This is a genomic window from Paracoccus seriniphilus (genome assembly GCF_028553745.1).
Lineage (GTDB): Bacteria > Pseudomonadota > Alphaproteobacteria > Rhodobacterales > Rhodobacteraceae > Paracoccus > Paracoccus seriniphilus.
The window spans coordinates 2,644,163-2,667,904 of record NZ_CP067129.1; the positions used below are offsets into that span (position 1 = coordinate 2,644,163).

The 23,742-nt window shown below is 62.1% G+C and carries 19 protein-coding genes; 11 read left to right on the forward strand and 8 right to left on the reverse strand.

Annotated elements, in window-relative coordinates:
• The first annotated feature begins 4 nt into the window (after positions 1 to 4).
• The 5 genes from JHW44_RS12985 to JHW44_RS13005 all read left to right on the forward strand — a co-directional run bounded on the left by JHW44_RS12985 (position 5) and on the right by JHW44_RS13005 (position 5,420).
• A complete protein-coding gene (locus JHW44_RS12985) occupies positions 5 to 217 on the forward strand; it encodes a DUF6552 family protein (RefSeq protein WP_089342848.1) in 213 nt (70 codons plus the stop codon).
• Positions 218 to 562: 345 nt separating this feature from the next.
• Positions 563 to 1,819: an imelysin family protein gene (locus JHW44_RS12990; RefSeq protein ID WP_089342847.1), complete on the forward strand. Its 1,257-nt coding sequence runs from the start codon at positions 563 to 565 to the stop codon at positions 1,817 to 1,819.
• Positions 1,803 to 3,362: a di-heme oxidoreductase family protein gene (locus JHW44_RS12995; RefSeq protein WP_089342497.1), complete on the forward strand. Its 1,560-nt coding sequence runs from the start codon at positions 1,803 to 1,805 to the stop codon at positions 3,360 to 3,362. The genes JHW44_RS12990 and JHW44_RS12995 overlap by 17 nt, the downstream gene beginning before the upstream one ends.
• Positions 3,362 to 4,342, forward strand: coding sequence for an imelysin family protein (locus JHW44_RS13000; RefSeq protein WP_089342496.1), 981 nt, complete (start codon positions 3,362 to 3,364; stop codon positions 4,340 to 4,342). The genes JHW44_RS12995 and JHW44_RS13000 overlap by 1 nt, the downstream gene beginning before the upstream one ends.
• A 1-nt stretch (position 4,343) precedes the next feature.
• Entirely contained in the window at positions 4,344 to 5,420 is a 1,077-nt protein-coding gene (locus JHW44_RS13005; protein WP_089342495.1) for a DUF1513 domain-containing protein, read from the forward strand.
• Positions 5,421 to 5,435: 15 nt separating this feature from the next.
• On the opposite strand, the gene JHW44_RS13010 is transcribed toward JHW44_RS13005, so the two are convergent.
• The 5 genes from JHW44_RS13010 to glgB form a co-directional block, all read right to left on the reverse strand.
• A complete protein-coding gene (locus JHW44_RS13010) occupies positions 5,436 to 7,823 on the reverse strand; it encodes a glycogen/starch/alpha-glucan phosphorylase (protein WP_089342846.1) in 2,388 nt (795 codons plus the stop codon).
• A 172-nt stretch (positions 7,824 to 7,995) separates the two neighbouring features.
• Positions 7,996 to 10,089, reverse strand: a complete 2,094-nt coding sequence (gene glgX / locus JHW44_RS13015) for a glycogen debranching protein GlgX (RefSeq protein ID WP_089342845.1) — start codon at positions 10,087 to 10,089, stop codon at positions 7,996 to 7,998.
• Positions 10,089 to 11,513, reverse strand: coding sequence for a glycogen synthase GlgA (gene glgA, locus JHW44_RS13020; protein WP_089342494.1), 1,425 nt, complete (start codon positions 11,511 to 11,513; stop codon positions 10,089 to 10,091). Before glgA ends, glgX begins: the two co-directional genes overlap by 1 nt.
• The gene (glgC, locus tag JHW44_RS13025; protein WP_089342493.1) at positions 11,510 to 12,769 is read right to left on the reverse strand and encodes a glucose-1-phosphate adenylyltransferase; all 1,260 of its coding nucleotides are present in this window, start codon (positions 12,767 to 12,769) and stop codon (positions 11,510 to 11,512) included. Before glgC ends, glgA begins: the two co-directional genes overlap by 4 nt.
• Before the next feature lie 7 nt (positions 12,770 to 12,776).
• Complete coding sequence (gene glgB, locus JHW44_RS13030; protein WP_089342492.1) at positions 12,777 to 14,978, reverse strand: 1,4-alpha-glucan branching protein GlgB; 2,202 nt, start codon at positions 14,976 to 14,978, stop codon at positions 12,777 to 12,779.
• 122 nt (positions 14,979 to 15,100) lie between these two features.
• Between glgB and JHW44_RS13035 the strand changes: the two genes are divergently transcribed.
• A complete protein-coding gene (locus JHW44_RS13035) occupies positions 15,101 to 16,714 on the forward strand; it encodes an alpha-glucosidase (RefSeq protein ID WP_089342491.1) in 1,614 nt (537 codons plus the stop codon).
• Here JHW44_RS13035 and JHW44_RS13040 read toward each other — a convergent pair.
• Positions 16,688 to 16,870 (reverse strand): hypothetical protein, encoded by a 183-nt coding sequence (locus JHW44_RS13040; RefSeq protein WP_089342844.1) that lies wholly within the window; start codon positions 16,868 to 16,870, stop codon positions 16,688 to 16,690. The two genes, JHW44_RS13035 and JHW44_RS13040, sit on opposite strands and share 27 nt — an antisense overlap.
• A gap of 301 nt (positions 16,871 to 17,171) precedes the next feature.
• Here JHW44_RS13040 and JHW44_RS13045 point away from each other — a divergent pair, with 301 nt between their 5' ends.
• From JHW44_RS13045 to JHW44_RS13065, 5 genes are all read left to right on the forward strand, one after another.
• Positions 17,172 to 17,711 (forward strand): NADPH-dependent FMN reductase, encoded by a 540-nt coding sequence (locus tag JHW44_RS13045; RefSeq protein WP_089342490.1) that lies wholly within the window; start codon positions 17,172 to 17,174, stop codon positions 17,709 to 17,711.
• A gap of 36 nt (positions 17,712 to 17,747) precedes the next feature.
• The gene (locus tag JHW44_RS13050; protein WP_089342489.1) at positions 17,748 to 18,293 is read left to right on the forward strand and encodes a DUF924 family protein; all 546 of its coding nucleotides are present in this window, start codon (positions 17,748 to 17,750) and stop codon (positions 18,291 to 18,293) included.
• 246 nt (positions 18,294 to 18,539) lie between these two features.
• A complete protein-coding gene (locus JHW44_RS13055; protein WP_245846713.1) occupies positions 18,540 to 20,033 on the forward strand; it encodes a UbiA family prenyltransferase in 1,494 nt (497 codons plus the stop codon).
• On the forward strand, positions 20,030 to 21,268 hold the full coding sequence (locus tag JHW44_RS13060; protein WP_089342488.1) for an ArnT family glycosyltransferase: 1,239 nt from the start codon (positions 20,030 to 20,032) through the stop codon (positions 21,266 to 21,268). The genes JHW44_RS13055 and JHW44_RS13060 overlap by 4 nt, the downstream gene beginning before the upstream one ends.
• Positions 21,265 to 21,630 carry a hypothetical protein gene (locus JHW44_RS13065; RefSeq protein ID WP_089342487.1) on the forward strand — a complete coding sequence of 122 codons (366 nt, stop codon included), beginning with the start codon at positions 21,265 to 21,267 and terminating at the stop codon, positions 21,628 to 21,630. Before JHW44_RS13060 ends, JHW44_RS13065 begins: the two co-directional genes overlap by 4 nt.
• Here JHW44_RS13065 and JHW44_RS13070 read toward each other — a convergent pair whose 3' ends face one another.
• Complete coding sequence (locus JHW44_RS13070) at positions 21,631 to 22,983, reverse strand: alpha,alpha-trehalose-phosphate synthase (UDP-forming) (RefSeq protein ID WP_089342486.1); 1,353 nt, start codon at positions 22,981 to 22,983, stop codon at positions 21,631 to 21,633.
• Positions 22,980 to 23,720, reverse strand: a complete 741-nt coding sequence (gene otsB, locus JHW44_RS13075) for a trehalose-phosphatase (protein ID WP_089342485.1) — start codon at positions 23,718 to 23,720, stop codon at positions 22,980 to 22,982. Before otsB ends, JHW44_RS13070 begins: the two co-directional genes overlap by 4 nt.
• Positions 23,721 to 23,742: the final 22 nt, after the last annotated feature.

Consider the following 23,742-nt stretch of genomic DNA (forward strand, 5'->3'; position numbering starts at 1 on the left):
CGAGATGCTGGTGTTTGTCGTCAAATGGGCGGCATCACTGATCCAGATCGTCGGCTATGGCGCCACGGCCTTCGGCCTGACTCCGTGGAACCTGTATTTCTTCGTTGTCGGCGTGCTGGGATGGTTCGTGGTCGGGGTTCTTTGGAAAGACCGGGCGATCATGCTGATCCATCTGGTCGCCTTGGCGGCCATGATTGCCGGCATGTCCAACGGCTGAGTCCTGGACAAGCAAGTAACTTCGGGCGCGATTTTTTCGCGCCCGATTTCCGTTTCTGATCCGGCTATCGTGGCGGAAGACGCCATGGGGACTGTCTCCCCCGGCATGAACGCGGCAAGTTGGATGTCATCCTCGTCGATGACGTCCGGTTCGGTGCGCATCCCCTTGCCCTTGTCCCGAGCGTCACGTCAGGAATCGCATGTTCAGATTTCAAGCGGTGAGACGACCGACCAGACATTCCCCATAGATTTTCTCAGGATTGACATCGCCAAAAGGTTTTGTCAGGTCTTTTGCAATCAAGGTCGCCTCGATCAGGCGGCTGACAAGCCGAATCGAGAGGACATCATGAAAACGACCCTCGCCATCTCTGCGCTGGCCTGCGCCGTCGCGGCCCCGGCCTTTGCCGGAAAAACGGAAGTAGTCGCCAATTATGTCGCCATCGGACATGCGGCCTATGAAGACAGCCTGCTGAAGGCGCGCGAACTGCAAGCCGCTGTAGACGCCCTGCTGGCAGAGCCCTCGGCGCAAACGCTGAATGCCGCCCGTCAGGCCTGGGTCGCCGCCCGCGTTCCCTATCTGCAGACCGAGGTGTTCCGCTTTGGCAATGCCATCGTGGACGACTGGGAAGGCAAGGTGAACGCCTGGCCGCTGGACGAAGGTCTGATCGATTACGTCGATCCCTCCTATGGCGGTGCATCTGATGCCAATGAATATGCGGCGCTGAATGTCGTCAGCCATCCGGAATTCACCCTGTCGGGCAAGACCGTGGACGCCAGCGAGATCACTCCGGCGCTGCTGTCGGACACCCTGCATGAAGCCGATGCAATCGAGGCCAATGTCGCCACCGGCTATCACGCCATCGAATTCCTTTTGTGGGGTCAGGACCTGAACGGCACCGACCACGGCGCCGGGCAACGCCCCTGGACAGACTTCGCCACGGGCGAGGCATGCACCGGCGGCAACTGCGACCGCCGGGGCGCCTATCTGCAGGCGGCGACCGAACTGCTGATCAGCGACCTGGAATGGATGACCGAACAATGGGGTGACGGCGGCGAGGCGATGGCTGCGCTGACCTCGGACCCGGATGCGGGCGTCATTGCCATGCTGACCGGCATGGGCAGCCTGTCATATGGCGAACTGGCGGGCGAGCGGATGAAGCTGGGCGTCATGCTGAACGATCCCGAAGAGGAACAGGACTGCTTCTCGGACAACACCCACAACAGCCATTACTACGATGGACTGGGCATCCGGAATGTCTATCTGGGCGAATACACCCGAGTGGATGGCAGCATTGTCTCGGGCGAAAGCCTCTCTTCACTGGTCGCGGCCACCGATTCCGATGTCGATCAGGCGTTGAAGGCCGGGCTGAATGACAGCGTCGCCAAGCTGGGCCGCATCAAGACCGCTGCAGAAGCCGGCACCTCTTACGACCAGATGCTGGCACGCGGCAATGATGCCGGCGAGGCGCTGATCATGGCGGCCGTTGATGCGCTGGTTGCACAAACGCAGGACATCGAGCGCGCCGTGACCGCGCTGGGGCTGCAGGAAATCGGATTTGAAGGCTCGGACAGCCTCGATTCCCCTGATGCCGTCTTCCAGTAAGAAGATCTGGCGGCTTCTGCCGCTTCTGTCGCTCTGCGCCGCACCGGTCCTTGCTCTAGGGCCGGTGTTGCCGGATTTGCATCTGGAGGCCACGCCACGCACGGCCGGGGAAAGCGCACGGATTTCCGCGGTCACCGCGCCGACAGACGATTTTTCCAAGCCTGAACGTTTCGAAACGAACCCCGGCGGGGCGGCGACAGTGCGGGCACGTGATGATGCCGACGCCTTTTCGCTGCCTTCGGGGAATATCTCTTTCGAAGGCGAGTTGAAGTTCAAGGTGGGCAACGGCTTGTTTCGCAAGCTGTGGGTGTCTTCGCCCTCGTCGACGCTGGCATCCGACGGGCTGGGGCCGTTGTACAATTCGCGCGGCTGTCAGAATTGCCACCTGAAGGACGGGCGCGGTCATCCGCCCGACGATCCCGATGCGCCGGGAGGGTCGATGTTCCTGCGCCTGTCTGTTCCCGCGTCCGAAAATGACGACAGCAGCGAGATCGAGCACTATCTGGCCGGGACCGGCAATCCCTATACCCCGACCAGGCCCGACCCCGTCTATGGCGGACAGTTGCAGGATCTGGCCGTGGCCGGACATCCTGCCGAAGGGCATATGGAAATCACCTATCACGAGGTCGAAGTGCCTCTGTCGGGAGGCGAAACAGCCAGCCTGCGCGTGCCCGAGTATCGCATTGCCAACCCGGGCTATGGCGAACTGCGCGAGGATCTGATGATCAGCCCGCGCGTGGCCCCGCCGATGATCGGGCTGGGCTTGCTGGAAGCAATTCCGGCACAGGACATTCTTGCCGGGGCCGATCCGGATGATGCCGATGGCGACGGCATTTCGGGGCGCGCACAGATCACATGGTCGGCGCGCTATCAGCAACCGATGCTGGGGCGCTTCGGCTGGAAGGCCGGAATGCCGACCATCGAGGAACAATCCGCCTCTGCCTTCTCCGGCGATATCGGCATCTCGAACCCGCTGCACCGCTCACCGGCCGGTGACTGCACCCAGGTCCAGCAGGATTGCCTTGCAGCACCCCATGGTGCCGATGACGTCCGGGGCGATGAAATCGACGCCGAAGGGCTGGAGCTGGTGACATTCTACAGCCGCAACCTCGGCGTTCCCGCGCGCCGCGATGTCGATGATCCGCAGGTTCTGCAGGGCAAGCAGGTGTTTTACGACACCGGCTGCGCCGATTGCCACCGCCCGAAACATGTCACCGCCCGCATGGAAAACCGCCCTGAACAAAGCTTTCAGCTGATCTGGCCCTATACCGACCTGCTGTTGCATGACATGGGCGAGGGGCTGGCGGATCATCGCCCCGAAGGTCTGGCAAACGGTCAGGAATGGCGCACCGCGCCGCTTTGGGGTATCGGTCTGACGGAACAGGTCAACGGGCACAGCATGCTGCTGCATGACGGGCGCGCGCGCTCGGTCCTCGAGGCCATCTTGTGGCATGGCGGCGAGGCCCAGGCTTCCCGTGATGCCGTTATCGCGATGCCGCCCGAAGACAGGGCAGCACTGCTTCGGTTTCTGGATAGCCTGTAATGCGCCTGATATATCTGCTTGCCTTTCTCCCCCTGCCCGCCATGGCCGATGTCGCCACTGCGGTTGACAACCATATCCTACCGGCAACGGAGCAGTTTGCCTCTTCCGCCCATGCGCTGGCCGAGACGGCCGCCGCGGATTGCACGCCCGAGGCCCTGCGCCCGGCCTATCAATCCAGCTTTGATGCATGGATGGGCCTGTCGCATCTGGGCTTTGGTCCCCTGGAAGAGGATGGCCGTGCGCTGACCATCGAATTCTGGCCCGATCCGCGCGGCCTGGTGGCGCGGACGGTGCGCGGCCTTGTCTCGGATTCCGATTCGGTCGTCGATGATGCGACGGAATTCACCGAAGTCTCCATCGCAGGGCGCGGGCTGATGGCGCTGGAGCAAATGCTTTACGATGCCGATCTGCGCGCGCTTGCGGGCGAGGATTATGCCTGCCGCTATACCCGCGCGCTGGCCGTCGACCTGGCCGCGCTTGGCGATGCCATCGCGCAGGACTGGCAAAACCATGCCCAGCTGATGCTGTCTGCCGGAGAGCCGGACAACAGCCGTTATCTGTCTGACAAGGAACCCACGCAGGTTCTTTATACGGCACTGCTTTCGTCGCTGGAATTTGACGCCGACCAGCGGCTGGGTCGCCCGATGGGCAGTTTCGACAAGCCACGCCCGAAACTGGCCGAGGCCTGGCGCTCGGACCGACCGCTGCGCAATATCCAGCTGTCGCTGGCGGCACTACGCGATCTGGCCACGACCGTGTCGGATCATCCGATTCCGGTGACAGATGCCGCTTTCGCCACGGCCCTGGAAACCACTGAAAAACTTGACGATCCCCGCCTGAGCGGTGTCGAGGATCCCCAGCACCGGCTGAAGGTGGAAATCCTGCAACAGCAGATCCGCGCGATCAGAACCGCCGTCCAGGCCGAAATCGGCGGCGAACTTGGCCTGACGGCCGGATTCAATTCAAAGGACGGGGACTGAGATGCTGGGGCGGCGCAATTTTCTGGCCGCGCTGGCGGCGGGGGCGATGCTGCCGCGCCTGTCATGGGCCGATGCCGGAGCGCCCGCCATTCTGGGTGCCGCGCGCGAGGCTGATGGCGGCTATGCGTTGTTCGGAATCGGTGCCGATGGGTCGGATCGCTTCCGCATTCCGCTGCCCTCACGCGGTCATGCCGCCGCCGCCCATCCCACAGCGCCCGAGGCCGTCGCCTTTGCGCGCAGCCCCGGCACCTTTGCCGTGGTTCTGAACTGTGTCACGGGCGCGGTCATTGCGCGGCTTGACGCGCCAGAGGGACGACATTTCTACGGCCATGGCACCTTCATTGCCGATGGCGAGATCCTCTGCACCTCGGAAAACGATTATGCGACGGGACAGGGCCGGATCGGGCTGTGGTCGCGGCGCGAAAACTGGCGTCGCGTCGGCGAAATCGCAACCCATGGCATTGGCCCGCATGAGATCAAGCGCATGGAGGGCGATGTTCTGGTCGCTGCCAATGGCGGCTATCGCAGCGATCCGGCACGGCCCGGCGAAAAGCTGGATGTGGCGCAGATGCGTCCGAACCTGTCTTACATCAGCCCCGATGGCGAATTGCTGGACCAGATCGAACTGGACGCTGACCTGCGCCTGAACTCGATCAGGCATATCGCCTTTGGTCAGGACGGTCTGGTGGCTTTCGGCATGCAATGGCAGGGCGATCCCGCCGACGGCGTTCCTCTGCTGGGCCTGCACAGGCGCGGCGAGCCCGTCCGGCTGGATGGCATGCCGATCTACGAGGCCATCGCCATGCAGGGTTATGTCGGCTCGGTCGCATTTGATGCCGACCGCAGGCGGGTCGCCATCAGCTCGCCACGCGGCGGACGTGTGCAGGTCTTTGACGACCACGGCACCCATCTGCAAACCATCCTGCGCGAGGATGTCTGCGGCATCGCCCCCGCCCCTCATGGATTTTTCCTGTCCGATGGTCTGGGTGGTCTGATGCAGGCCGACAACGAACTGCGCCCGCTTGCCAAGGCCCGGCAGCGCGCATGGGATCATCATCTGGTGCCCGTGCACGCATGACGGATCGGTCACGCCCTAGGGCGTGACCGGTGTGACATCCCAGATGTCGCGCATATAGCCACGAATGGTCCGGTCCGAAGAAAAATAGCCCGAACGCGCGATATTCAGTGCCGCCATCCGGTCCCAGTGGCGGGTGTCGCGAAAGGCGCTGTCCACCCGGCGCTGGGTGGCAAAATAATCGCCGAAATCCGTTGCCACCAAGAAGGGATCATCATTCCATGTACGATCCAGCAGCGAAAAATAGGGATCGGCACGCCCACCCGAAAAACGCCCCTCGGCAATCATGTGCAGCGCCGCCTTAAGGTCCTCATTGGCCTCGATGGCCGCGCGGGCGTGGCCCGGTGTCGCCAGAACGCCGCCCACCTCATCCGCCGTCAGCCCGAACAGAAAGAAATTCTCGGCCCCGACCTGCTCGCGAATTTCGACATTGGCCCCATCCAGCGTACCAATGGTCAGCGCCCCGTTCATGGTGAATTTCATGTTGCCGGTGCCCGAGGCCTCTTTTCCCGCGGTCGAAATCTGTTCGGACAGATCCGAGGCCGGGATCAGATCCTCGGCCATCGAGACATTGTAGTTTGGCGGATAGGCGATCTGCAGGAATTTCGAGGTCACCGGATCCTTGTTGATCGTCGCGGCAACATCATTGATCAGATGGATGACCGTCTTGGCCAACCAATAGCCGGGCGCGGCCTTGCCCCCGAAGATCTTGACGCGCGGCGTCCAGTCGCCATTGGGGTCGTCATGGATTCGACGCCACAGGGCAATCGCCTCCAGAATGTTCAGCAACTGGCGCTTGTATTCATGGATACGCTTGACCTGAACGTCAAAGATCGCATCCGGGTCGGCGCTGACGCCCAGATCGTGCAGCAGCCCGTCCGACAGCCAGACCTTGTTGGCACGTTTTGCGCCGCGCAGCCGATCCAGAAAGGCGGCGTCTTCGGCAAAGGGTTCCAGCTGGCGCAATGCGTCCAGATTTGCTGTCCATTCGGTGCCGATGCTCTCATCCAGCAACCCGGCCAGAGCAGGATTGGCCATGCGCAGCCAGCGCCGGGGCGTCACGCCATTTGTTTCGTTCAGGATCCGGTCGGGATGCAGCTTGTGCAGATCGGCAAAGACGGTGCTCTTGACCAGCTCGGTATGCAGGGCCGACACGCCATTCACCTTGCCCGCCATGACAAAGGCAAGCTCTCCCATATGCACCTGATCGTGCTGGACAATCGCCACCCGCTCCGGTCTGCCGGTGGTCTTGCGGTGATCATCGTCGATCATCTGGATGATCTGCATGTGACGCGGCAGAACCCGCCCCATCAGCCATGTCGACCAGCGCTCCAGCGCCTCGGGCAGCAGGGTGTGATTGGTGTAGTTCAATGTTCCCCGCGCAAGGTCGCGCGCATGTGCGAAATCCAGCCCGTGTTCGTCCATCAACAGCCGGATCAGTTCCGGTCCGGCGATGGCGGGATGGGTGTCATTGAGCTGGATGGCGACCTTCGAGGGCAGCAGGTCAAGATCGTCATATTCGCCAAGGAAGCGGCGCAGAATGTCCTGCAGGGCAGCCGAGGTCAGGAAGAATTCCTGCTTGAGGCGCAGTTCCTTGCCCGATTCCGTGCCGTCATCGGGGTAAAGCACCCGCGACAGGGTCCGCGCCAGGGCCTCGGGTTCCGCAGCCGCGGCGTGATCCCCGGCATTGAAGCGATGCAGGTCGAACAAGGTCGTCGGATGCGCCCCCCACAGCCGCAGGGTATTGGCCCATTCGCCGCCCCAGCCGACCACCGGCGTGTCATAGGCGCGCGCGATCACGCTTTCGCCGGGATGCCAGACCTCGCGCCCGTCAATCTCTTCGACATGGCCCTTGAAGCCGATGGTATAGCTGTAATCGATACGCACGAATTCCCAGGGATGGGGCTGGTTCAGCCAGTCCTCGGGGGTTTCGACCTGCTGTCCGGCCTCGAAACGCTGGCGGAACAGGCCATGTTCGTAGCGGATGCCATATCCGAAGGCCGGCACGTTCAGCGAGGCCAGGGATTCCATGAAACAGGCCGCCAGACGCCCCAGACCGCCATTGCCAAGGGCCGCGTCGGGTTCGTCGTTCAGGATCTCCTGCTTGTCCAGCCCCAGAAATTGCAGGGCCTCATCCATGGCGCTGTCCAGTTTCAGATTGATGATCGCATCGCCGAGGATACGGCCGATCAGAAACTCCATCGACAGGTAATAGACCCGCTTGGCCCCCTGTGCATGGGCGGCGCGATGAGCGGCCATCCATGGCGTGACGATCAGGTCGCGAATGGTATAGCTGACCGCCAGCCGCCAGTCGAACGTCGTGGCATGTTCGGGCGCACGGCCCTGCGTATGGGTCAGATGATAGAGAATCCGGTCTTGAAGCGTCTGGGCGGAAGGAAGCTGCATCAATTGGGCCTCACGGACTGTGATCAAATGGCGCGCTGGCCTGTTGGGGACAACTGAACCACAGTTTCCAGCCCCCGCGCAAATGCCATGCCCGCCCCTGTTGGCAGCTTTGCAGCCTATTGCAAGGAATTGTTGTCTGTCAGGGGCCCGTGAATGGGCAGATCACGTGGTTTCAGCCTTTCTGCCCGTTCAATCCGCACAGGGTAAAGGCCACCACGCTGTCGCCCGAGATGCTCTCGTGCGATTTCGCCACACGGTCGGGTTGGGTGAGCGTGGCACTGTCCAGTTGCCGGCGCCAGCGCCCGCCCTGCCGCGTTTGCGGCAGCCTGACCTCGGTGGCCGGACCGGCATTGAAGACGACGAAGACCGCCCCCGGCAGCGCCGCATAGACCGGCGTTCCCGAGGCCATCCGCATCTCTGCCGCCAGCAGGCGCAGCTCGGGATCGGCCCAGTCCCCGGCTGTCATCAACTGCCCGTCCGCGCGACGCCAGAACAGATCGGCCAGACCATCCTGTGCGCGCGGCTTGCTGTGCAGAAAGCGTTTCTGGCGCAGGATCGGATGCGCCTTGCGAAAGGCGATCACATGGCGGCAAAAGTCCAGGAAGGGCAGATCGGGATCCTGCCAGTCGATCCAGCCAATCGGGTTGTCCTGACAATAGGCATTGTTGTTGCCCTGCTGCGAATTGCCGATCTCGTCGCCCCCAAGGATCATCGGCGTGCCCTGCGACAGCAGCAGCGTTGCCATCAGATTGCGCCTTCGTCTTGCACGGCGTTCCAGAATATCGGGATCCCTGCTTGGTCCCTCGACACCGCAATTGTCCGAGACATTGTGATTGTGGCCGTCGCGATTGTCCTCGCCATTCGCCTGGTTGTGCTTGTCACTATAGCTGACCGTATCCGTCAGCGTGAAACCGTCATGGGCAGCAATGAAATTCACCGAGGATGTCGCATGTCGCCCGTCATGGTCAAAGCGCGCCGCCGATCCGGCAACCCGCTTGGCCAGCTTGCCCAGCAGACCCGGATCGCCGCGCCAGAAGCCCCGGATCTGGTCACGGAAGCGGTCGTTCCATTCGGCAAAGGGTGCCGGATAGGCCCCCAGTTGATAGCCGCCCTCGCCCAGATCCCATGGCTCGGCGATCAGCTTGACACGGTTCAGCACCGGATCCTGCCGGATGGCGCGAAAGAACGGCCCGTCGCGATCAAAGACACCGCCACTGCGCCCCAGCACCGAACACAGATCGAAGCGGAAACCGTCGACATGCATGACCTGCACCCAATAGCGCAGCGAATCCATGACCAGCCGCTGCGCAAAGGGGTTGTCCAGATCCAGCACATTCCCCGTTCCGGCATCATTGACATAATAACGCGGATCTTCGGCCAGACGGTAATAGGCAGCATTGTCCAGCCCGCGCAGGGACAGGGTCGGGCCCAACTCGTTGCCTTCGGCGGTGTGGTTGTAGACGACATCCAGAATGACCTCGATTCCGGCCTTGTGAAAGCGGGCCACCATCTGCTGGAATTCCGAGATGTCACCGCCACGCATATAGCGCGGCTCGGGCGCAAAGAACCCATAGGACATATAGCCCCAGTAGTTGGTCAGATTCCTGTCGGTCAGAAAGCGGTCATCGGCAAAGGCGTGGACCGGCATCAGTTCGATCGTGGTGATACCCAGCCTGGTCAGATGCTCCAGCACCGGATCGCTGGCCATGGCCAGATAGGTGCCACGATCGGCGATATCCTCTCGCCCTGCCGTCATGCCGCGAACATGGGCTTCGTAAATCACCGTATCGCTCATCGCATGGCCCGGCGGGCGGTCCTCACCCCAGGCGAAGCTGGGATCGACAACGACCGAACGCGGCATATAGGGGGCGCTGTCACGGGGATCGAAGCTCAGATCGGCCTTCGGGTCGTCGGCGCAATAGCCGAACAGCGCGTCGTGACTGCACGGCCCGCCGGTCAGGCTTTTGGCATAGGGGTCCATCAGCAGCTTGTTGGCGTTGAAGCGATGCCCCTCTTGCGGGCGATAGGGACCATGCACCCGATAGCCGTATTTCTGGCCCGGCCGCAATTCGGGGATATAGCCGTGCCAGACATGGCCTTCGCGCTCGGGCAGGTCGATCCGCGTTTCGGCACCCCTGGCATCGAACAGGCACAGCGTCACCCGTTCGGCATGTTGCGAGAAGATGGCGAAATTCACCCCCGCGCCGTCATAGCTGGCCCCCAAGGAAGTCGGGCGGCCGGCTGAAATCTGGGATGGCTGCTTCATCAACCGGCAACAAGCTCGGCATAGAGCGCAGCATAGGCCTTGGCAGACTGATCCCAGCCGACAGGTTGCGACATGGCGTTCCTTTGCATGCGCAGCCAGGTCTTGCGATCCTTGTAAAGCGTGCACAGCCTTGCCATGGCGTGGCGCAAGGTGTCGCTGTTGATCGGCGAAAACTGCAGCCCCGTGGCCACGCCACGCGCCAGCGCCGCGGGCGAGGCATTGATCACCGTATCCGCCAGCCCGCCAGTCAGCGCGACCAGGGGAATCGTGCCATAGCGCAGCCCGTAAAGCTGTGTCAGCCCGCATGGTTCGAAGCGTGACGGCACAAGAATGGCATCCCCTCCCGCGATCATCAGATGCGAAAAGGCCTCGTCATAGCCGATGCGCACTGCAACATTCGGGCCAAAGGCGGCATTCACAAAGGCGTTCTGCAGTTCGGCATCCCCAGAGCCCAGAAGGGCCAGTTGCCCACCGCCTTCCAGCAGCGCCGGAAGGGCCTGCAGAACCAGATCCAGCCCCTTCTGATGGGTCATGCGCGAGACGATCACGCACAGCGGCCCCTCGCTCTCCGGCAGGCCCATTTCGGCCCGCAGGGCGGCCTTGTTCGCCGCCTTGCCCTTTGGGTTGTCATAGGGGGTGATCATCGGATCGGTGGCGGGGGTCCAGATCGACTGATCGATCCCGTTGAGAATGCCGACAAGCGCGTCGCGACGATGGCGGATCACACCGTCCAGCCCCATGCCGAATTCAGGCGTCATCAGTTCCTCGGCATAGCGCGGGGAAACCGTCGTCAGCCGATCAGCCCCCATCAGCCCGGCCTTCAGGGCCGAGATCGCGCCCCAGAATTCGAAGCCTTCACTGTGAAACCGCGCCGGATCCAGCCGCAGCGCATGCATCCGGCCCGGATCGACGGTGCCGGTGAAGGAAATATTGTGGATGGTCAGCACGGTATGCACGTCGGCACCCTGCATCTGGCGCAGGTATTCGGTGACCAGTCCGGCCTGCCAGTCATGGCCATGAAGGATCTGGGGCTGCCAGCCGCCTGCACCCCGGGCACCGATCATCGCGCCTACCCATGACAGGGCGGCAAAACGTTCGGGGTTGTCGGGCCAGTCCAGCCCGTCCGGTCCCAGGTAGGGATTGCCCTCGCGCTGATACAGATGCGGCGCATCAATGACCAAGAGGTCCAGGCCCTCCGCCTGTCCCGCAAGCAGTTGTGCGGGACCGCCAAAGAGATCGTCGAAACTTTCCAGATGCGATGCTCCGCTCAGGCTGGACATGACACCCGGATAGCCGGGCAACAGGGTCCGCATCTGCACGCCCTGCCCGCTCAGCGCGGCCGGCAGGGCACCGGCCACATCCGCAAGCCCGCCGGTCTTGACCAGGGGCGCACATTCCGAAGCAATGGATAGAACCTGTATCACAGCTTGGCCGCCCTCTTGTCCAACATCGGTTGCGTGATCAGGGTCACGCCCCCCTCGCTGACACGAAACCATTTGGCATCCTCGCGCGGGTCCTCGCCCACGACCAGCCCCTCGGGAATGACCACACCCCGGTCGATGATGACATTGGTCAGCCGGGCCGAGCGCTGCACCGTCACATAGGGCAAGGCCACCACGTGATCCAGCGAGGCATAGGAATTGGTATGTACATGCGTGAACAACAGCGAGTTCCGGATCTCGGTTCCCGAAATGATGCAGCCGCCAGACACCATCGAGGATACGGCGATCCCGCGGCGGCGCTTTTCATTGTGGATGAACTTGGCCGGGGGCACGCTTTCCGAATAGGTCCAGATCGGCCAGTCACGGTCCCACAGGTTCAGATCGGGCGTGAAATCGGTCAGGTCGATATTGGCCTTCCAGAAGGCATCCAGCGTGCCGACATCCTTCCAATAGGCCGGTTCATCGGGCGCCCGCACGCAGGATGTGTCAAAGCGATGCGCCATGGCCTTGCCGTGGCGAACGATCTCGGGGATCAGGTCGGTGCCGAAATCATGGGTCGACTCGGTGCTTTCGCTATCCTTCAAGAGCAGGTCGCGCAGGAAGGCCCAGTTGAAGACATAGATGCCCATCGAGGCCAGTGACTTGTCGGGATCGTCCGGCATGCCGGGCGGATCGGCTGGTTTTTCCAGAAAGGACGTGATCCGCCCCGAGGCCTCGACCGCCATGACGCCAAAGGCCGAGGCCTCGGCGCGCGGCACGGTCAGACAGCCGACGGTGACATCGGCGCCGCTTTCGACATGCTCGCGCAGCATGATCTCGTAATCCATCTTGTAGATGTGATCCCCGGCCAGGATGATGACGTAATCCACGTCATAGCTGTCGACGATGTCGATGTTCTGCGTCACCGCATCGGCCGTGCCGCGATACCAATGTTCGTCCGAAACACGCTGAGAGGCGGGCAGAATGTCCAGGAACTCGTTGCGTTCGGCGCGAAAAAAGCTCCAGCCACGCTGACAATGCCGGATCAGGCTGTGGGCCTTGTATTGCGTGGCCACGGCGATCTTGCGGATACCAGAGTTCATTGCATTGGACAGCGCGAAATCGATGATCCTTGTCTTGCCGCCGAAATAGACCGCCGGCTTGACGCGCCTGTCCGTCAGTTCCTTCAGGCGGCTGCCACGGCCGCCGGCTAGAACAAAGGCCATCGCCCGACGGGTCAGTCTTTTGGTTTCTGCCATGTTGAAATCATCCCCCTGAAACTTGCGAAACTGCGGTCAGGATCACCACCGACAGCGGCGGCAACGTCACCGACATGGATACGGGTTGGCCGTCACAGGGCGGGCCGTCCGCCTGCACCTGGCCCAGGTTGCCCATGCCGCTGCCGCCATAGATCGCGGCATCGGTGTTGATTGCCTCATGCCATGCGCCGGCCACCGGCGCACCGACCCGGAACGCCTCTCGCGGCACCGGCGTGAAATTGCACAGGACGATGACAGGCGCATCGCCTTCCCCGCCCCGGCGGATCCAGGCAAATGTCGACTGCACGGGATCGGTCGCGATCCACTGGAACCCCTCGGGATCGCAATCCTTCACATGCAGCGCCGGTGTATCGCGATACAGCCGGTTCAGATCGCGCACCAGGGTCTGCACCCCCCTGTGCATCGGCTGTTGCGCCGCCAGCCAGTTCAACTCGCCATTGTGGTTCCATTCCTCGGGCTGGCCGAACTCGCAGCCCATGAACAGCAGCTTCTTGCCCGGATGCCCCCACATGAAGGCATAATAGGCGCGCAGGTTCGCGAATTGCTGCCATTCATCGCCCGGCATCTTGCGCAACATGCTGCCCTTGCCATGCACCACCTCGTCATGGCTGATCGGCAGGATGAAATTCTCGGCAAAGGCATAGGACAGTCCAAAGGCGATCAGGTCGTGGTGATACTGGCGATGGACGGGATCGCACTGGATATAGCGCAGGGTGTCATTCATCCAGCCCATGTTCCACTTGAAGCCAAAGCCCAATCCGCCCGCATCGACGGGGGCCGAAACCCTGGGGTAAGAGGTGCTTTCCTCGGCCACCGTCATGATGCCCTGCACCTCGCCATAGGTGGCAATATTCATGTTCTGCAGAAAGGCGATGGCTTCGTAATTCTCGCGCCCGCCATCGCGATTTGGCACCCATTCGCCCTGCTGGCGTGAATAGTCGCGATACAGCATCGAGGCCACGGCATCGACGCGCAGGCCGTCCAGATGATATTCTTCCAGCCAATACAGGGCATTGGCGATCAGGAAATTCTGCACCTCGGTGCGGCCATAATTGTAGATCAGCGTGTTCCAGTCCTGATGGAACCCCTCGCGCGGGTCTTCATATTCATAAAGCGCAGTGCCGTCGAACCGCACCAGCCCATGGGCATCCGTCGGGAAGTGCCCCGGCACCCAATCCAGCAACACCCCCAGACCTGCCTGATGGGCGGCATCGACCAGATCGCGAAATTCATGCGGCGGCCCGAAGCGGATCGTCGGTGCGAACAGCCCCACCGGCTGATAGCCCCATGAGCCGTCAAAGGGAAATTCGCTGATCGGCATCAACTCCAGATGGGTAAAGCCCATCTCCTTGACATAATCGACCAGTTCGACCGCCATTTCCCTGTAGGACAGCGGCCGCCCATGTTCGTCATGGCGCCGCCGCCAGCTGCCCGGATGGACTTCATAGATGCTGATCGGCGCCGACCGGTCCTGCTGGCCGGCGCGGCTGGCCATCCAGCCATGATCATCCCAGCCATAGCCCGAGATGTCGCGGATGACGCTGGCCTTTTCAGGCGGATGCTGGCTGCCAAAACCCAGGGGATCGGCCTTGGGCATGACCGCGCCATCCGCGCCCAGAATTTCATATTTGTAAAGCTGACCCTCATGCAATCCCGGCAGAAAAATCTCCCATACGCCGCTGCCGCCACGGCGGCGCATCGGATGGCAGCGACCATCCCAGGCATTGAACTGCCCGATCACCGATACCCGTTGCGCATTGGGGGCCCAGACTGCGAAATGCACGCCATCCACGCCCTCATGAGTCATCACATGAGCGCCAAGCGCGTGCCACAGCTGGCGATGGGTGCCCTCATTGATCAGATGCAGATCCATATCGCCCAGAACCGGCCCGAAACGATAGGGATCTTCGAACTCATATTCGACACCACCACCGGTGCGGGCCTGCAGCCGGTAAGGCCCCGCACCGATCCGTCCCGTGAACAGATCGCCGTGGACCCGGGTCAGTTCCACCACGCCCGCACTGCCAAGGGCGCGCAATTGCGCAACACCGGGCACAAGGGCGGTCAGCCAGATCTCTTCATCATGGCGATGCGGGCCAAGGATCGAAAACGGATCACCATGTCGCCCGGCCTGCAGCAGGATCAAGGCGTCATCGTCATGCGGATGTGGTCGCGAGATTGGGTCCATGACCCCACCATATCTGTCGTGAAGATTCGGGCAATCCACAGCGTGACGCCAAATGTTGCTTTGGTGCCCCGCCGGAATTGTGATTGAGTGCAAACATATCCCTTCAGCGACAGAGGTGGCCAATGGCGGAATGGTGGCGCGACGCGGTGATCTATCAGATCTATCCCCGCAGCTTTCAGGACGATAACGGTGACGGTATCGGTGATCTGCGCGGCATTGCCCGTCGGCTGGATCACGTGGCCGCGCTGGGTGTGGATGCGATCTGGCTGTCGCCCATATTCACCTCTCCGATGAAGGACATGGGCTATGACGTGTCGGACTATACCGATATCGACCCTCTGTTCGGAACTCTGGCCGATTTTGACGCGCTGGTGGCACGGGCGCATGAACTGGGGCTGAAGGTCATCATCGATCAGGTGATCAGCCACACCAGCGACAAACATCCCTGGTTCGCCCAGTCGCGTCAGGATCGCAGCAATCCCAAGGCCGACTGGTATGTCTGGGCCGACCCCAATCCCGACGGCACGCCGCCCAACAACTGGCCTTCGGTCTTTGGCGGTCCGGCCTGGGAATGGGAACCGCGGCGCAGACAGTATTACCTGCATAATTTCCTGATCGGGCAGCCCGACCTGAATTTCCATCACAGGCCGGTTCAGGATGCCCTGCTTGAGACGATGCGCTTCTGGCTGGATCGTGGCGTGGACGGATTTCGTCTGGATACCGTCAACTATTACTTTCACGACGAAAAGCTGCGCGACAATCCCCCCAACCCCGACCATGACGGCCCGGAAACCTATGGGTTTCAGCGCCATATCTATTCCAAGAACCGTCCCGACAATATCGCCTTCCTCAAACGTCTGCGCGCGCTGACCGATGAATATGAGGCCCGCATGATGGTGGGCGAGGTCGGTGATGGGGGGCAGACCGCCATCGACATCATGGCCGAATATACCCTTGGCAGGGACCGGCTGCACATGTGCTATAGCTTCGAGATGCTCAGCCCCGAGTTCACCGCACGCCATTTCCGCCACACGATCGAAGGTGTTCAGAAAGGTGCGCCGGACGGCCATGCCTGCTGGAGCTTTTCCAACCATGACGTCATCCGCCATGTCTCGCGTTGGGCCGAACACGGTGCCGACAGCGACCTGCTGGCGCGGCAAGCCATTGCCATGCTTGCCTCGTTCCCCGGCACCATCTGCCTGTATCAGGGCGAGGAACTGGGCCAGACCGAAACCACGCTGACCTATGAAGAGCTGACCGACCCGCCTGCCCTGCGCTTCTGGCCCGAGGTCAAGGGCCGTGATGGTTGCCGCACCCCGATGGTCTGGGAAGACGACCAGCCCAATGCCGGCTTCACGACCGGAACACCCTGGCTGCCTGTCAAATCCGAACAGGCCGCCCGCGCGGTGTCGCGTCAGCAGCAGGACAATGACAGCGTTCTGGCCGCCTATCGCGCGGTTCTGGCCTTTCGCCGCAGCCAGCCCGCATTGCGTTGGGGGCAGACGCGCTTTCTGGATCTGCCCGAGCCCGTGCTGGGATTTCAGCGCCAGCATCAGGACGGGGGTCTGACCTGCCTGTTCAACCTCTCTCCGCGCGCCACCAGCCTTGAGCTGAAGCATGCCGAAAGGCTGCTCGGTCCGTCCCATGCAACGCTTGACGGGCAGAGCCTGACCCTGCCCGCGAATGGTTTTGCCTGGATCGAGGGGACCTCAGTCCGCGTCGCGGCAAAAGAATAGCTGGTATCCCAGATACAGGCCCGATGCCCCGAACAGGATCATCCAGAAAGGGCTGCCCATAATCAGTTCGAACACCGCCCAGGCCAAGGGGAGCACCACACAAAGAATCCGCACCCAGAGATGGCGGAAGAACGGGGCATTGGGATCGACCAGCATATTGTTTTCCTTCACCGACAGGTCATGCTCTACCGCAATCCGGGCGCAGTTGCAGCCCCTGCTGCCAAGTCGGTTCAACCAGAAAGCGGACAACGGATGATCGACAGGCCGGATTGGACGCGGCTGATTGAACCGGGCGGGATTGATTGTGACCACCTCCTGCGACACAATCGGGAAAGACTTGTCCCTGCCGCCGATCGCGCACCCGCCGCAGGTTCGGGTTCAAGCCGCGCGATCGAGCGTTCTGCCGGGACGTCATCACCCGGACCACCACATCAGGAACACCACAAGGAACAACCGCATGATTACCCTGTTCGGCCTGAGCGGCAGCCTGCGGCGCGCCTCTTTCAATTCCGGGCTGTTGCGCGCCGCGCAAGAGGTGGCACCCCAGGGCGTGCAGATCGAGATCGGCTCGATCGCCGGGGTGCCGCTTTATGACGGCGATCTGGAAGCGGCCGAGGGCATTCCTGCGGCCGTGTCGCGACTGACGCAGGCGCTGGCCGATGCCGACGGCCTGCTGCTGGTCACGCCGGAATACAACAACGGCATTCCCGGCGTGTTCAAGAATGCCCTGGACTGGATGTCGCGCGGCGATGGCCTGCCCCTGTTCAAGGGCAAGCCGGTTGCCGTCATGGGGGCCTCGCCTGGCAATTTCGGCACCACCCTGGCGCAGACGCATTGGCTGCCGGTTCTGCGGGCGCTGAACATGCGCCCATGGTGGGACGGTCGCCTTATGGTCTCCAGAGCCGCAGATCTGTTCGATGACGACGGCAATCTGACCGACGAAAAGACACGCGCCCGGCTGAGTGATTTCATCGCAGGCTTTGCCGGTTCGATCTGACATCCCGGTCCGCAATTGTTCGACATGGAGAGGAAGATGACCATCAAGACCCCGCAGGACGTCAGCGATTTCTGGTTCTCGCCCGCCGTGCAGCCCTATTGGTTTCAGGTATCGGATGAAATCGACCGCCAGATCATCCAGTTGTTCGGCGCGACCTATGAGGCCGCCCATTCCGGAGAGCTGGCCGATTGGCCCAAGGATGCTGCCGGTGCCTTGGCCCTGAGCATCGTTCTGGACCAGTTCCCGCGCAACATGTTCCGCAACTCCTCCCGCAGCTTTGAAAGCAATGATCTGGCGCTGGCGGTCGCGCGGCGGGCGCTTGAGCGGGGCTTTGATCAGCAGACGGATCCAACGGCGCGGCAATTCTTCTATCTGCCCTTCATGCACAGCGAGGATCTGGACGATCAGGAACATTCCGTCGCGCTGTACGAGGCGCTGGGAGACGCCAATTCGCTGCATTTCGCAAGGGAACATCGCAACATCATCGCGCGATTCGGTCGATTTCCCCATCGAAACGCAGTGCTGGGCCGCAGCAACACCGCCGAGGAGGAGGAATTCCTGAAAACGCATTCGGGTTTCTAGCAGGTTTGCCGCAAACCACCCCTTCGCGCCCTGCAACCTGCCTATAATGACAGGGCAGGTGGTAAACCATTGCGTGTATTAAAGATTGCGACGAACCGGCCATGACGGTAGGTTTCCCCTGTGCATTGTTGCGCGTTTTGGTTGTGTCACGAGTTACCGTCCGCCCCGTTGCGGACCCAAGGAATTGTCTGATGTCCGCATTGTTTTCCGCCCTGTTGCCAAGTTCCCGATCCAGAAGAGGCGCGGATGATGAATGAACAGCCCGATCTGCTGGATTCCGGTGCCGGTCAGGAGTTCGCACCCGATGCGGTGCCCCTGATCGTCGATCTGGACGGCACGCTTTGTCGAACGGACACCCTGCATGAAGGGCTGTTGGGTCTGTTGGGGCAGGATCCTGCGCAGGTCCTGCGTCTGCCCTTGTGGCTGCGCAAGGGAAAGGCAGAATTCAAACGCCATGTTGCCGATGCACATGTCGTCGATCCGGCCTTGCTGCCCTATGATCAGGATGTGCTGGAGCTGATCGAGGAGGCCCGCGCGCAGGGCCGACCCGTCGCCCTGATCTCTGCCGCCGATCATCGCCAGGTCGAGGCCGTGGCCCGGCATCTGGATCTGTTCGATCTGGCGCTGGGAACCGGCAGTCCCGTGGCCGAAGGCAACCTGCGTGGCGAGGCCAAGGCACGTTTTCTGGCCGAGAATTTCGGCGAAGGTGGCTTTGACTATATCGGCGACAGCAGCACCGATCTGCCCGTCTGGGCGAAGGCGCGACGGGCCTATGGCGTGCGCACGAATGCCAGGGTTCAGCGTGCCGCCGCTGATCAGGGCACGACCCTGCAAGCCCTTGGCGCCGACAGGGGCTGGCCGATCAAGGCATTGATCCGCGCCTGCCGCCCCCATCAATGGGCCAAGAACCTGCTGATCCTGCTGCCGGTCCTGACCGCCCAGGAATTCTCGCAACTGCCCGCCGCACTGCTGGCGATGCTGTGTTTTTCGCTGGCCGCCTCGGCGATCTATATCGTCAACGATCTGGTCGATCTGCCCTCGGACCGGGCCCATCCGCGCAAGAGGCTTCGCCCCTTTGCCTCGGGTGCCGCCGATGCGCGGCAGGGGCTGGTCGTCGCCGCCGGATTGTTGCTGATATCGCTGCTGATGGCGGTGACGCTGTTGCCCGCTGCCTATGTCGGCACCCTGCTGATCTATCTGCTGGCGACCTCTGCCTATTCCTTCTGGCTCAAACGCAAGATGATTGCCGATGTGCTGGGGCTGGCCGGCCTTTACACGCTGCGCATCGTCGCAGGCGCCGCAGCAACGGAAATCATCCTCTCGCCATGGCTGCTGGTCTTTTCGATGTTCCTCTTCTTCTCTCTGGCGACGATCAAGCGTCAGGCCGAGCTGGAGGACATGGCCAGGCGTGGCGTAGACAAACCCGCCGGGCGCAACCTGATCGTCTCGGATCTGCCGATTCTGCAGGCCATGTCCATTGGCGCAGCCCAGGCTGCGGTTCTGGTCTTTGCGCTGTATTCGCAAGATCCGGATGTGCAGGTCCACTTCGGTCGTCCCGACGTTCTGCTGTTCATCTGCCCGGTGCTGTTCTTCTGGCTGGGCCGGATGCAGCTGATGACCCGCCGGGGATTCATGACTGATGATCCGATCGTCTTCACCTTCCGGGACCGCGTCAGCCTGCTGAGCGGCATGCTGATGCTGGCGATCTTTGCCCTTGCCGCCTGGGGAGAAGCCGCATGACCCTCCATCGCGCCTTCTGGCTGATCCTCTGCGCGGGCATGGCCCTGCGCATCATCTGGGCCGGGCTGGTTCCGGTCCAGCCGATGTCGGACAGCTGGGCCTATCATCAATTCGCCCGCAATCTGGTCGATCACGGCATCTATGGATGGACCGCAACCGAGCCGACGGCCTATTGGGCGGTCGGCACATCGGCGGCGATTGCCTTCACCTATCTGTTCACGGACGGGTTCTGGGGCGTCGTGTTGCTGAACCTTGTGGCGGGGCTGCTGTCCATCATCCTCACCTATCATCTGGCGACGCGCTATTTCGGAGCGGCCGTCGGCATCGTGGCCATGGCCATCGTTGCGTTCTGGCCGAATCTGATCGTCTTCACGACCATCCTGTCCAGCGAGCTGTTCTTCATCGCGCTGATGCTGGCGGGGCTGTATTTCTGGCAACGCCCTGCCGGTAATGCGATGGCCAACCTGCTTCTGGCGGGGGTGATCTGGGGAATTGCGGGCTATGTCAGACCTGTGATCCTGCTGGTGCCGGTGGCGCTTGCGCTGGTCGACCTGGCCCACGGCCCGCGCCGCCTTGTTACCACCGCGTTGGAGGCCGCAATTGCGATCCTGCTGATCTCGCTGGTCGCCCTGCCATGGACCATGCGCAATGACAGGGTTCTGGGCGCGCCGGTCATGGTCTCGACCAATTTCGGCCCCAACCTGTGGATGGGCAACAACCCCGATAGCCATGGCGGTTACATGCCCCTGCCTGCCGAGGTCGCATCCATGTCCGAAATCGAACGCGCCGAATATCTGAAGGACAAGGCCAAGCAGTTCATCGCCGAACAACCGCTGGCCGCATTGAAGCTGATGGCGGTCAAACTGGTCAAGCTGAACAATCGCGAAACGATCGGCGTGGTCTGGAACGGTGATGCGCTGGAACCGCGCATCGGCAAGACCGGGATGACACTGCTCAAGCTGATTGCGACCGGCTATTGGTATCTGGTCTTCCTTGGCGGTTTTGCCGGGATCGCGGTTCTGGTCGCGCGCGGCGGCTGGATCACGGCGCTATTCACCCCGCCGGTGGCGCTGTGGGGCTATTTCACCTCGCTGCATGCGGTGGTGGTGGCCGAGGATCGCTATCACATGCCCAGTTCGGCCTTTATCGCCATGCTGGCAGCCGTGGCCCTTGTCGCGCTGGCCGACTGGCGAAGCGGTCGTGAAACCAACTTACAGGCAGGCAGAGCATCATGAACCACTGGATATTGATCATCGTGGCCGCCGGGTCGAATGTGGCGCTGAACCTGTTTCTGAAAAAGGGCGGTCAGGGGCTGGACACCAGCGGACTGCTGCCGCTGATCCTGTCCATCCTGAAATCGGGCTGGATGTGGTTGGCGGTCTTCAGCGCCGTCGCCCTGCTGACCGCCTTTGTTTCGGCAATCCGGATCTATTCGCTCAGCCTGACCTATACCGCTGTCACGGCGCTGGCGATGGTGACGCTGACCATGATCGGCGCGCTGTTTCAGCAAGAGGTGATCGGGCTGACCCGGGTGGCCGGGCTGGGCCTGATCATTGCCGGGCTGGTCGTGACCGCCATGGCGGGCAACGCCGGCTGATCACGACGCCCCCGCCAGCGCGTCCAGATAGCGGGCTGACCACCAGGAAACGTCATGTTCGACCACGTCGCGCAGCAGCACCGAATGGCGCTGACGCCGTTCGTTTGCCGTCATATGCATGGCCTGCGCCATGGCCTCGGCCATTTCATGGGGATCATGGGGGTTGACCACCAGCGCATCCTGCATGGTTTCGGCGGCGCCGGCAAAGCGCGACAGGATCAGCACGCCGGGGTCGGATACATCCTGCGCGGCAACATATTCCTTGGCGACAAGGTTCATGCCATCCGCCAGCGGAGTCACAAGGCCGATCCGCGCCTGACGATACAGCCCGGCCAGCACATTGCGCGGCAAAGGCCGGTGGATGAAGCGGATCGGGGTCCAGTTCACGGTCGCGAACTGACCATTGATCCGCCCGGCCAGATGCTCGGTTTCCTCACGGATATCCTGATAGGCCTCGACCTCTTCCCGGGTCGGCGGCGCGATCTGGAGGAACGAGATCTTCTCGTGAAACTCGACGTGGTTTTCCAGCAATAGCTGAAAGGCCCGGAAACGCTGAGGGATCCCCTTGGAATAATCCAGCCTGTCCACACCGATCATCATCTGCGCCCCGGTCAATGATCGCATCCGGTCGACATCCTGCGCGGTGCGGGCCTCTTCGATGAAAGAAGCCGTGTCGATGCCGATGGGAAATACATCGCGGCGCAATTCACGGCCGCACAACCGGATGCGGTTGCCCTCCAGAGGGATCAGTTCAGCCAGCTGCCGCGCGCTCTCGGTAAAATTCGCCAGATCGCGATGCGTCTGAAAGCCCAGCAAGTCATATTGCGACAGCCATTCGAACAGCTCATGCGGATCAGGCATGACAGCGCAATTTTCCGGACCGGGAAAAGGAATATGAAGGAAATGCCCGATGGGATTGCCGATCCCGCGGGCACGCAGTTCCGCAGCCAGCGGGAACAGCTGATAGTCATGCACCCAGATCCGGTCATCTGGTCTGATATGGGGGGCCACCAAGGCAGCAATGCGGGCATTCACGCGCCGATAGCCCTCGCCATAATCCGGGTCGATATCCGTGAGGTCGGCGCGACCATGACACAGGGGCCACAGCACCGAATTCGAATAGCCCAGGTAATAGGCCTCGTGATCGGCCGGGGTCAGATCGAAAGAGGCACGTTGGTATTCGGCACCGGGATGGTATTCCAGACTGTCAGCCGGTTCCGAAGGGGTTTCGCCCGAAAAGCCGATCCACAGCCCGCCCGAATTGCGCAGGGAATCCTGCAGCGCCACCACCAGCCCTCCCGAAGGGTTGTCCCCCAGCGGCAATCGATTTGAAATCACGACAAGGCGGCTCATATCGTGGTCCCCACACCCAGAACGGCATGGGTCAACCAATCGGCCAGCGCCGCGGGGTTCGGCAGGCGATAGCTGGCGCAGCTTTCCCCTTCGCCTATCTTGATCGCAAAGCCGCCCTGGCGCTGCGCTTCCAGCATGGCCACCTCATCTGTCAGATCATCTCCTGCATAAACGGGTTTTCGCCCCCGGAAATTGGGCATGGACAGCAGCCGCGTCAATGCCTTGTCCTTGCCGACACCATCCGGACGCAATTCAAATGCCATCTTGGCGGGTTGCAGCACCAATCCGGGATAGCGCGCCATCAGTTCTGCAGCCATGGCTGCGACCTTGTCAGCCAGAGACGGATCGGCGCGGTAATGCAACCCGACACCAAGGGGTTTGCGCTCGATCAGGATTGCCGGTTCCGCGGCGCACAGACGGGCGGCATCGCGATGCAGCGCCGCGACATCCAGCGTCAGATCATGGGCCGCCTCGACAGGTTGCCCCGCCACAGACAGCTCTGCGCCATGGCTGCCCGAAACGGCACCGGGAAAATCAGGCAGATAGCGACGCAGATCCGCGACATCACGGCCCGAGATCAGCGCCAGCGCTCCATTCTGGCGATGATACAGCCGGTGAAGCAGCCCGGGCAGGTCCGGCGGAACGGTGATCGCATCTGGCCGTGGCGCGATCTCGACCAGACAGCCATCGAAATCCAGGAACAGGGCGGCGTCGACCGGAAGCTCGGGCGGAATCATCTGCGGGGCATCTCCTTTGATT

What these genes read in the sequence shown, in the direction of transcription:
- JHW44_RS13005 (WP_089342495.1), top strand. Translation starts at nt 4,344, where the DNA reads ATGCTGGGGCGGCGCAATTTTCTGGCCGCGCTGGCGGCGGGGGCGATG.
- JHW44_RS13000 (WP_089342496.1), top strand. Translation starts at nt 3,362, where the DNA reads ATGCGCCTGATATATCTGCTTGCCTTTCTCCCCCTGCCCGCCATGGCC.
- glgC (WP_089342493.1), bottom strand. Translation starts at nt 12,769, where the DNA reads ATGGCAGAAACCAAAAGACTGACCCGTCGGGCGATGGCCTTTGTTCTA.
- JHW44_RS13035 (WP_089342491.1), top strand. Translation starts at nt 15,101, where the DNA reads ATGGCGGAATGGTGGCGCGACGCGGTGATCTATCAGATCTATCCCCGC.
- JHW44_RS13065 (WP_089342487.1), top strand. Translation starts at nt 21,265, where the DNA reads ATGAACCACTGGATATTGATCATCGTGGCCGCCGGGTCGAATGTGGCG.
- JHW44_RS13070 (WP_089342486.1), bottom strand. Translation starts at nt 22,983, where the DNA reads ATGAGCCGCCTTGTCGTGATTTCAAATCGATTGCCGCTGGGGGACAAC.
- glgX (WP_089342845.1), bottom strand. Translation starts at nt 10,089, where the DNA reads ATGAAGCAGCCATCCCAGATTTCAGCCGGCCGCCCGACTTCCTTGGGG.
- JHW44_RS12990 (WP_089342847.1), top strand. Translation starts at nt 563, where the DNA reads ATGAAAACGACCCTCGCCATCTCTGCGCTGGCCTGCGCCGTCGCGGCC.
- JHW44_RS13055 (WP_245846713.1), top strand. Translation starts at nt 18,540, where the DNA reads ATGATGAATGAACAGCCCGATCTGCTGGATTCCGGTGCCGGTCAGGAG.
- JHW44_RS13045 (WP_089342490.1), top strand. Translation starts at nt 17,172, where the DNA reads ATGATTACCCTGTTCGGCCTGAGCGGCAGCCTGCGGCGCGCCTCTTTC.
- JHW44_RS13040 (WP_089342844.1), bottom strand. Translation starts at nt 16,870, where the DNA reads ATGCTGGTCGATCCCAATGCCCCGTTCTTCCGCCATCTCTGGGTGCGG.
- JHW44_RS12995 (WP_089342497.1), top strand. Translation starts at nt 1,803, where the DNA reads ATGCCGTCTTCCAGTAAGAAGATCTGGCGGCTTCTGCCGCTTCTGTCG.
- otsB (WP_089342485.1), bottom strand. Translation starts at nt 23,720, where the DNA reads ATGATTCCGCCCGAGCTTCCGGTCGACGCCGCCCTGTTCCTGGATTTC.
- JHW44_RS13060 (WP_089342488.1), top strand. Translation starts at nt 20,030, where the DNA reads ATGACCCTCCATCGCGCCTTCTGGCTGATCCTCTGCGCGGGCATGGCC.
- JHW44_RS13010 (WP_089342846.1), bottom strand. Translation starts at nt 7,823, where the DNA reads ATGCAGCTTCCTTCCGCCCAGACGCTTCAAGACCGGATTCTCTATCAT.
- JHW44_RS13050 (WP_089342489.1), top strand. Translation starts at nt 17,748, where the DNA reads ATGACCATCAAGACCCCGCAGGACGTCAGCGATTTCTGGTTCTCGCCC.
- JHW44_RS12985 (WP_089342848.1), top strand. Translation starts at nt 5, where the DNA reads ATGCTGGTGTTTGTCGTCAAATGGGCGGCATCACTGATCCAGATCGTC.
- glgB (WP_089342492.1), bottom strand. Translation starts at nt 14,978, where the DNA reads ATGGACCCAATCTCGCGACCACATCCGCATGACGATGACGCCTTGATC.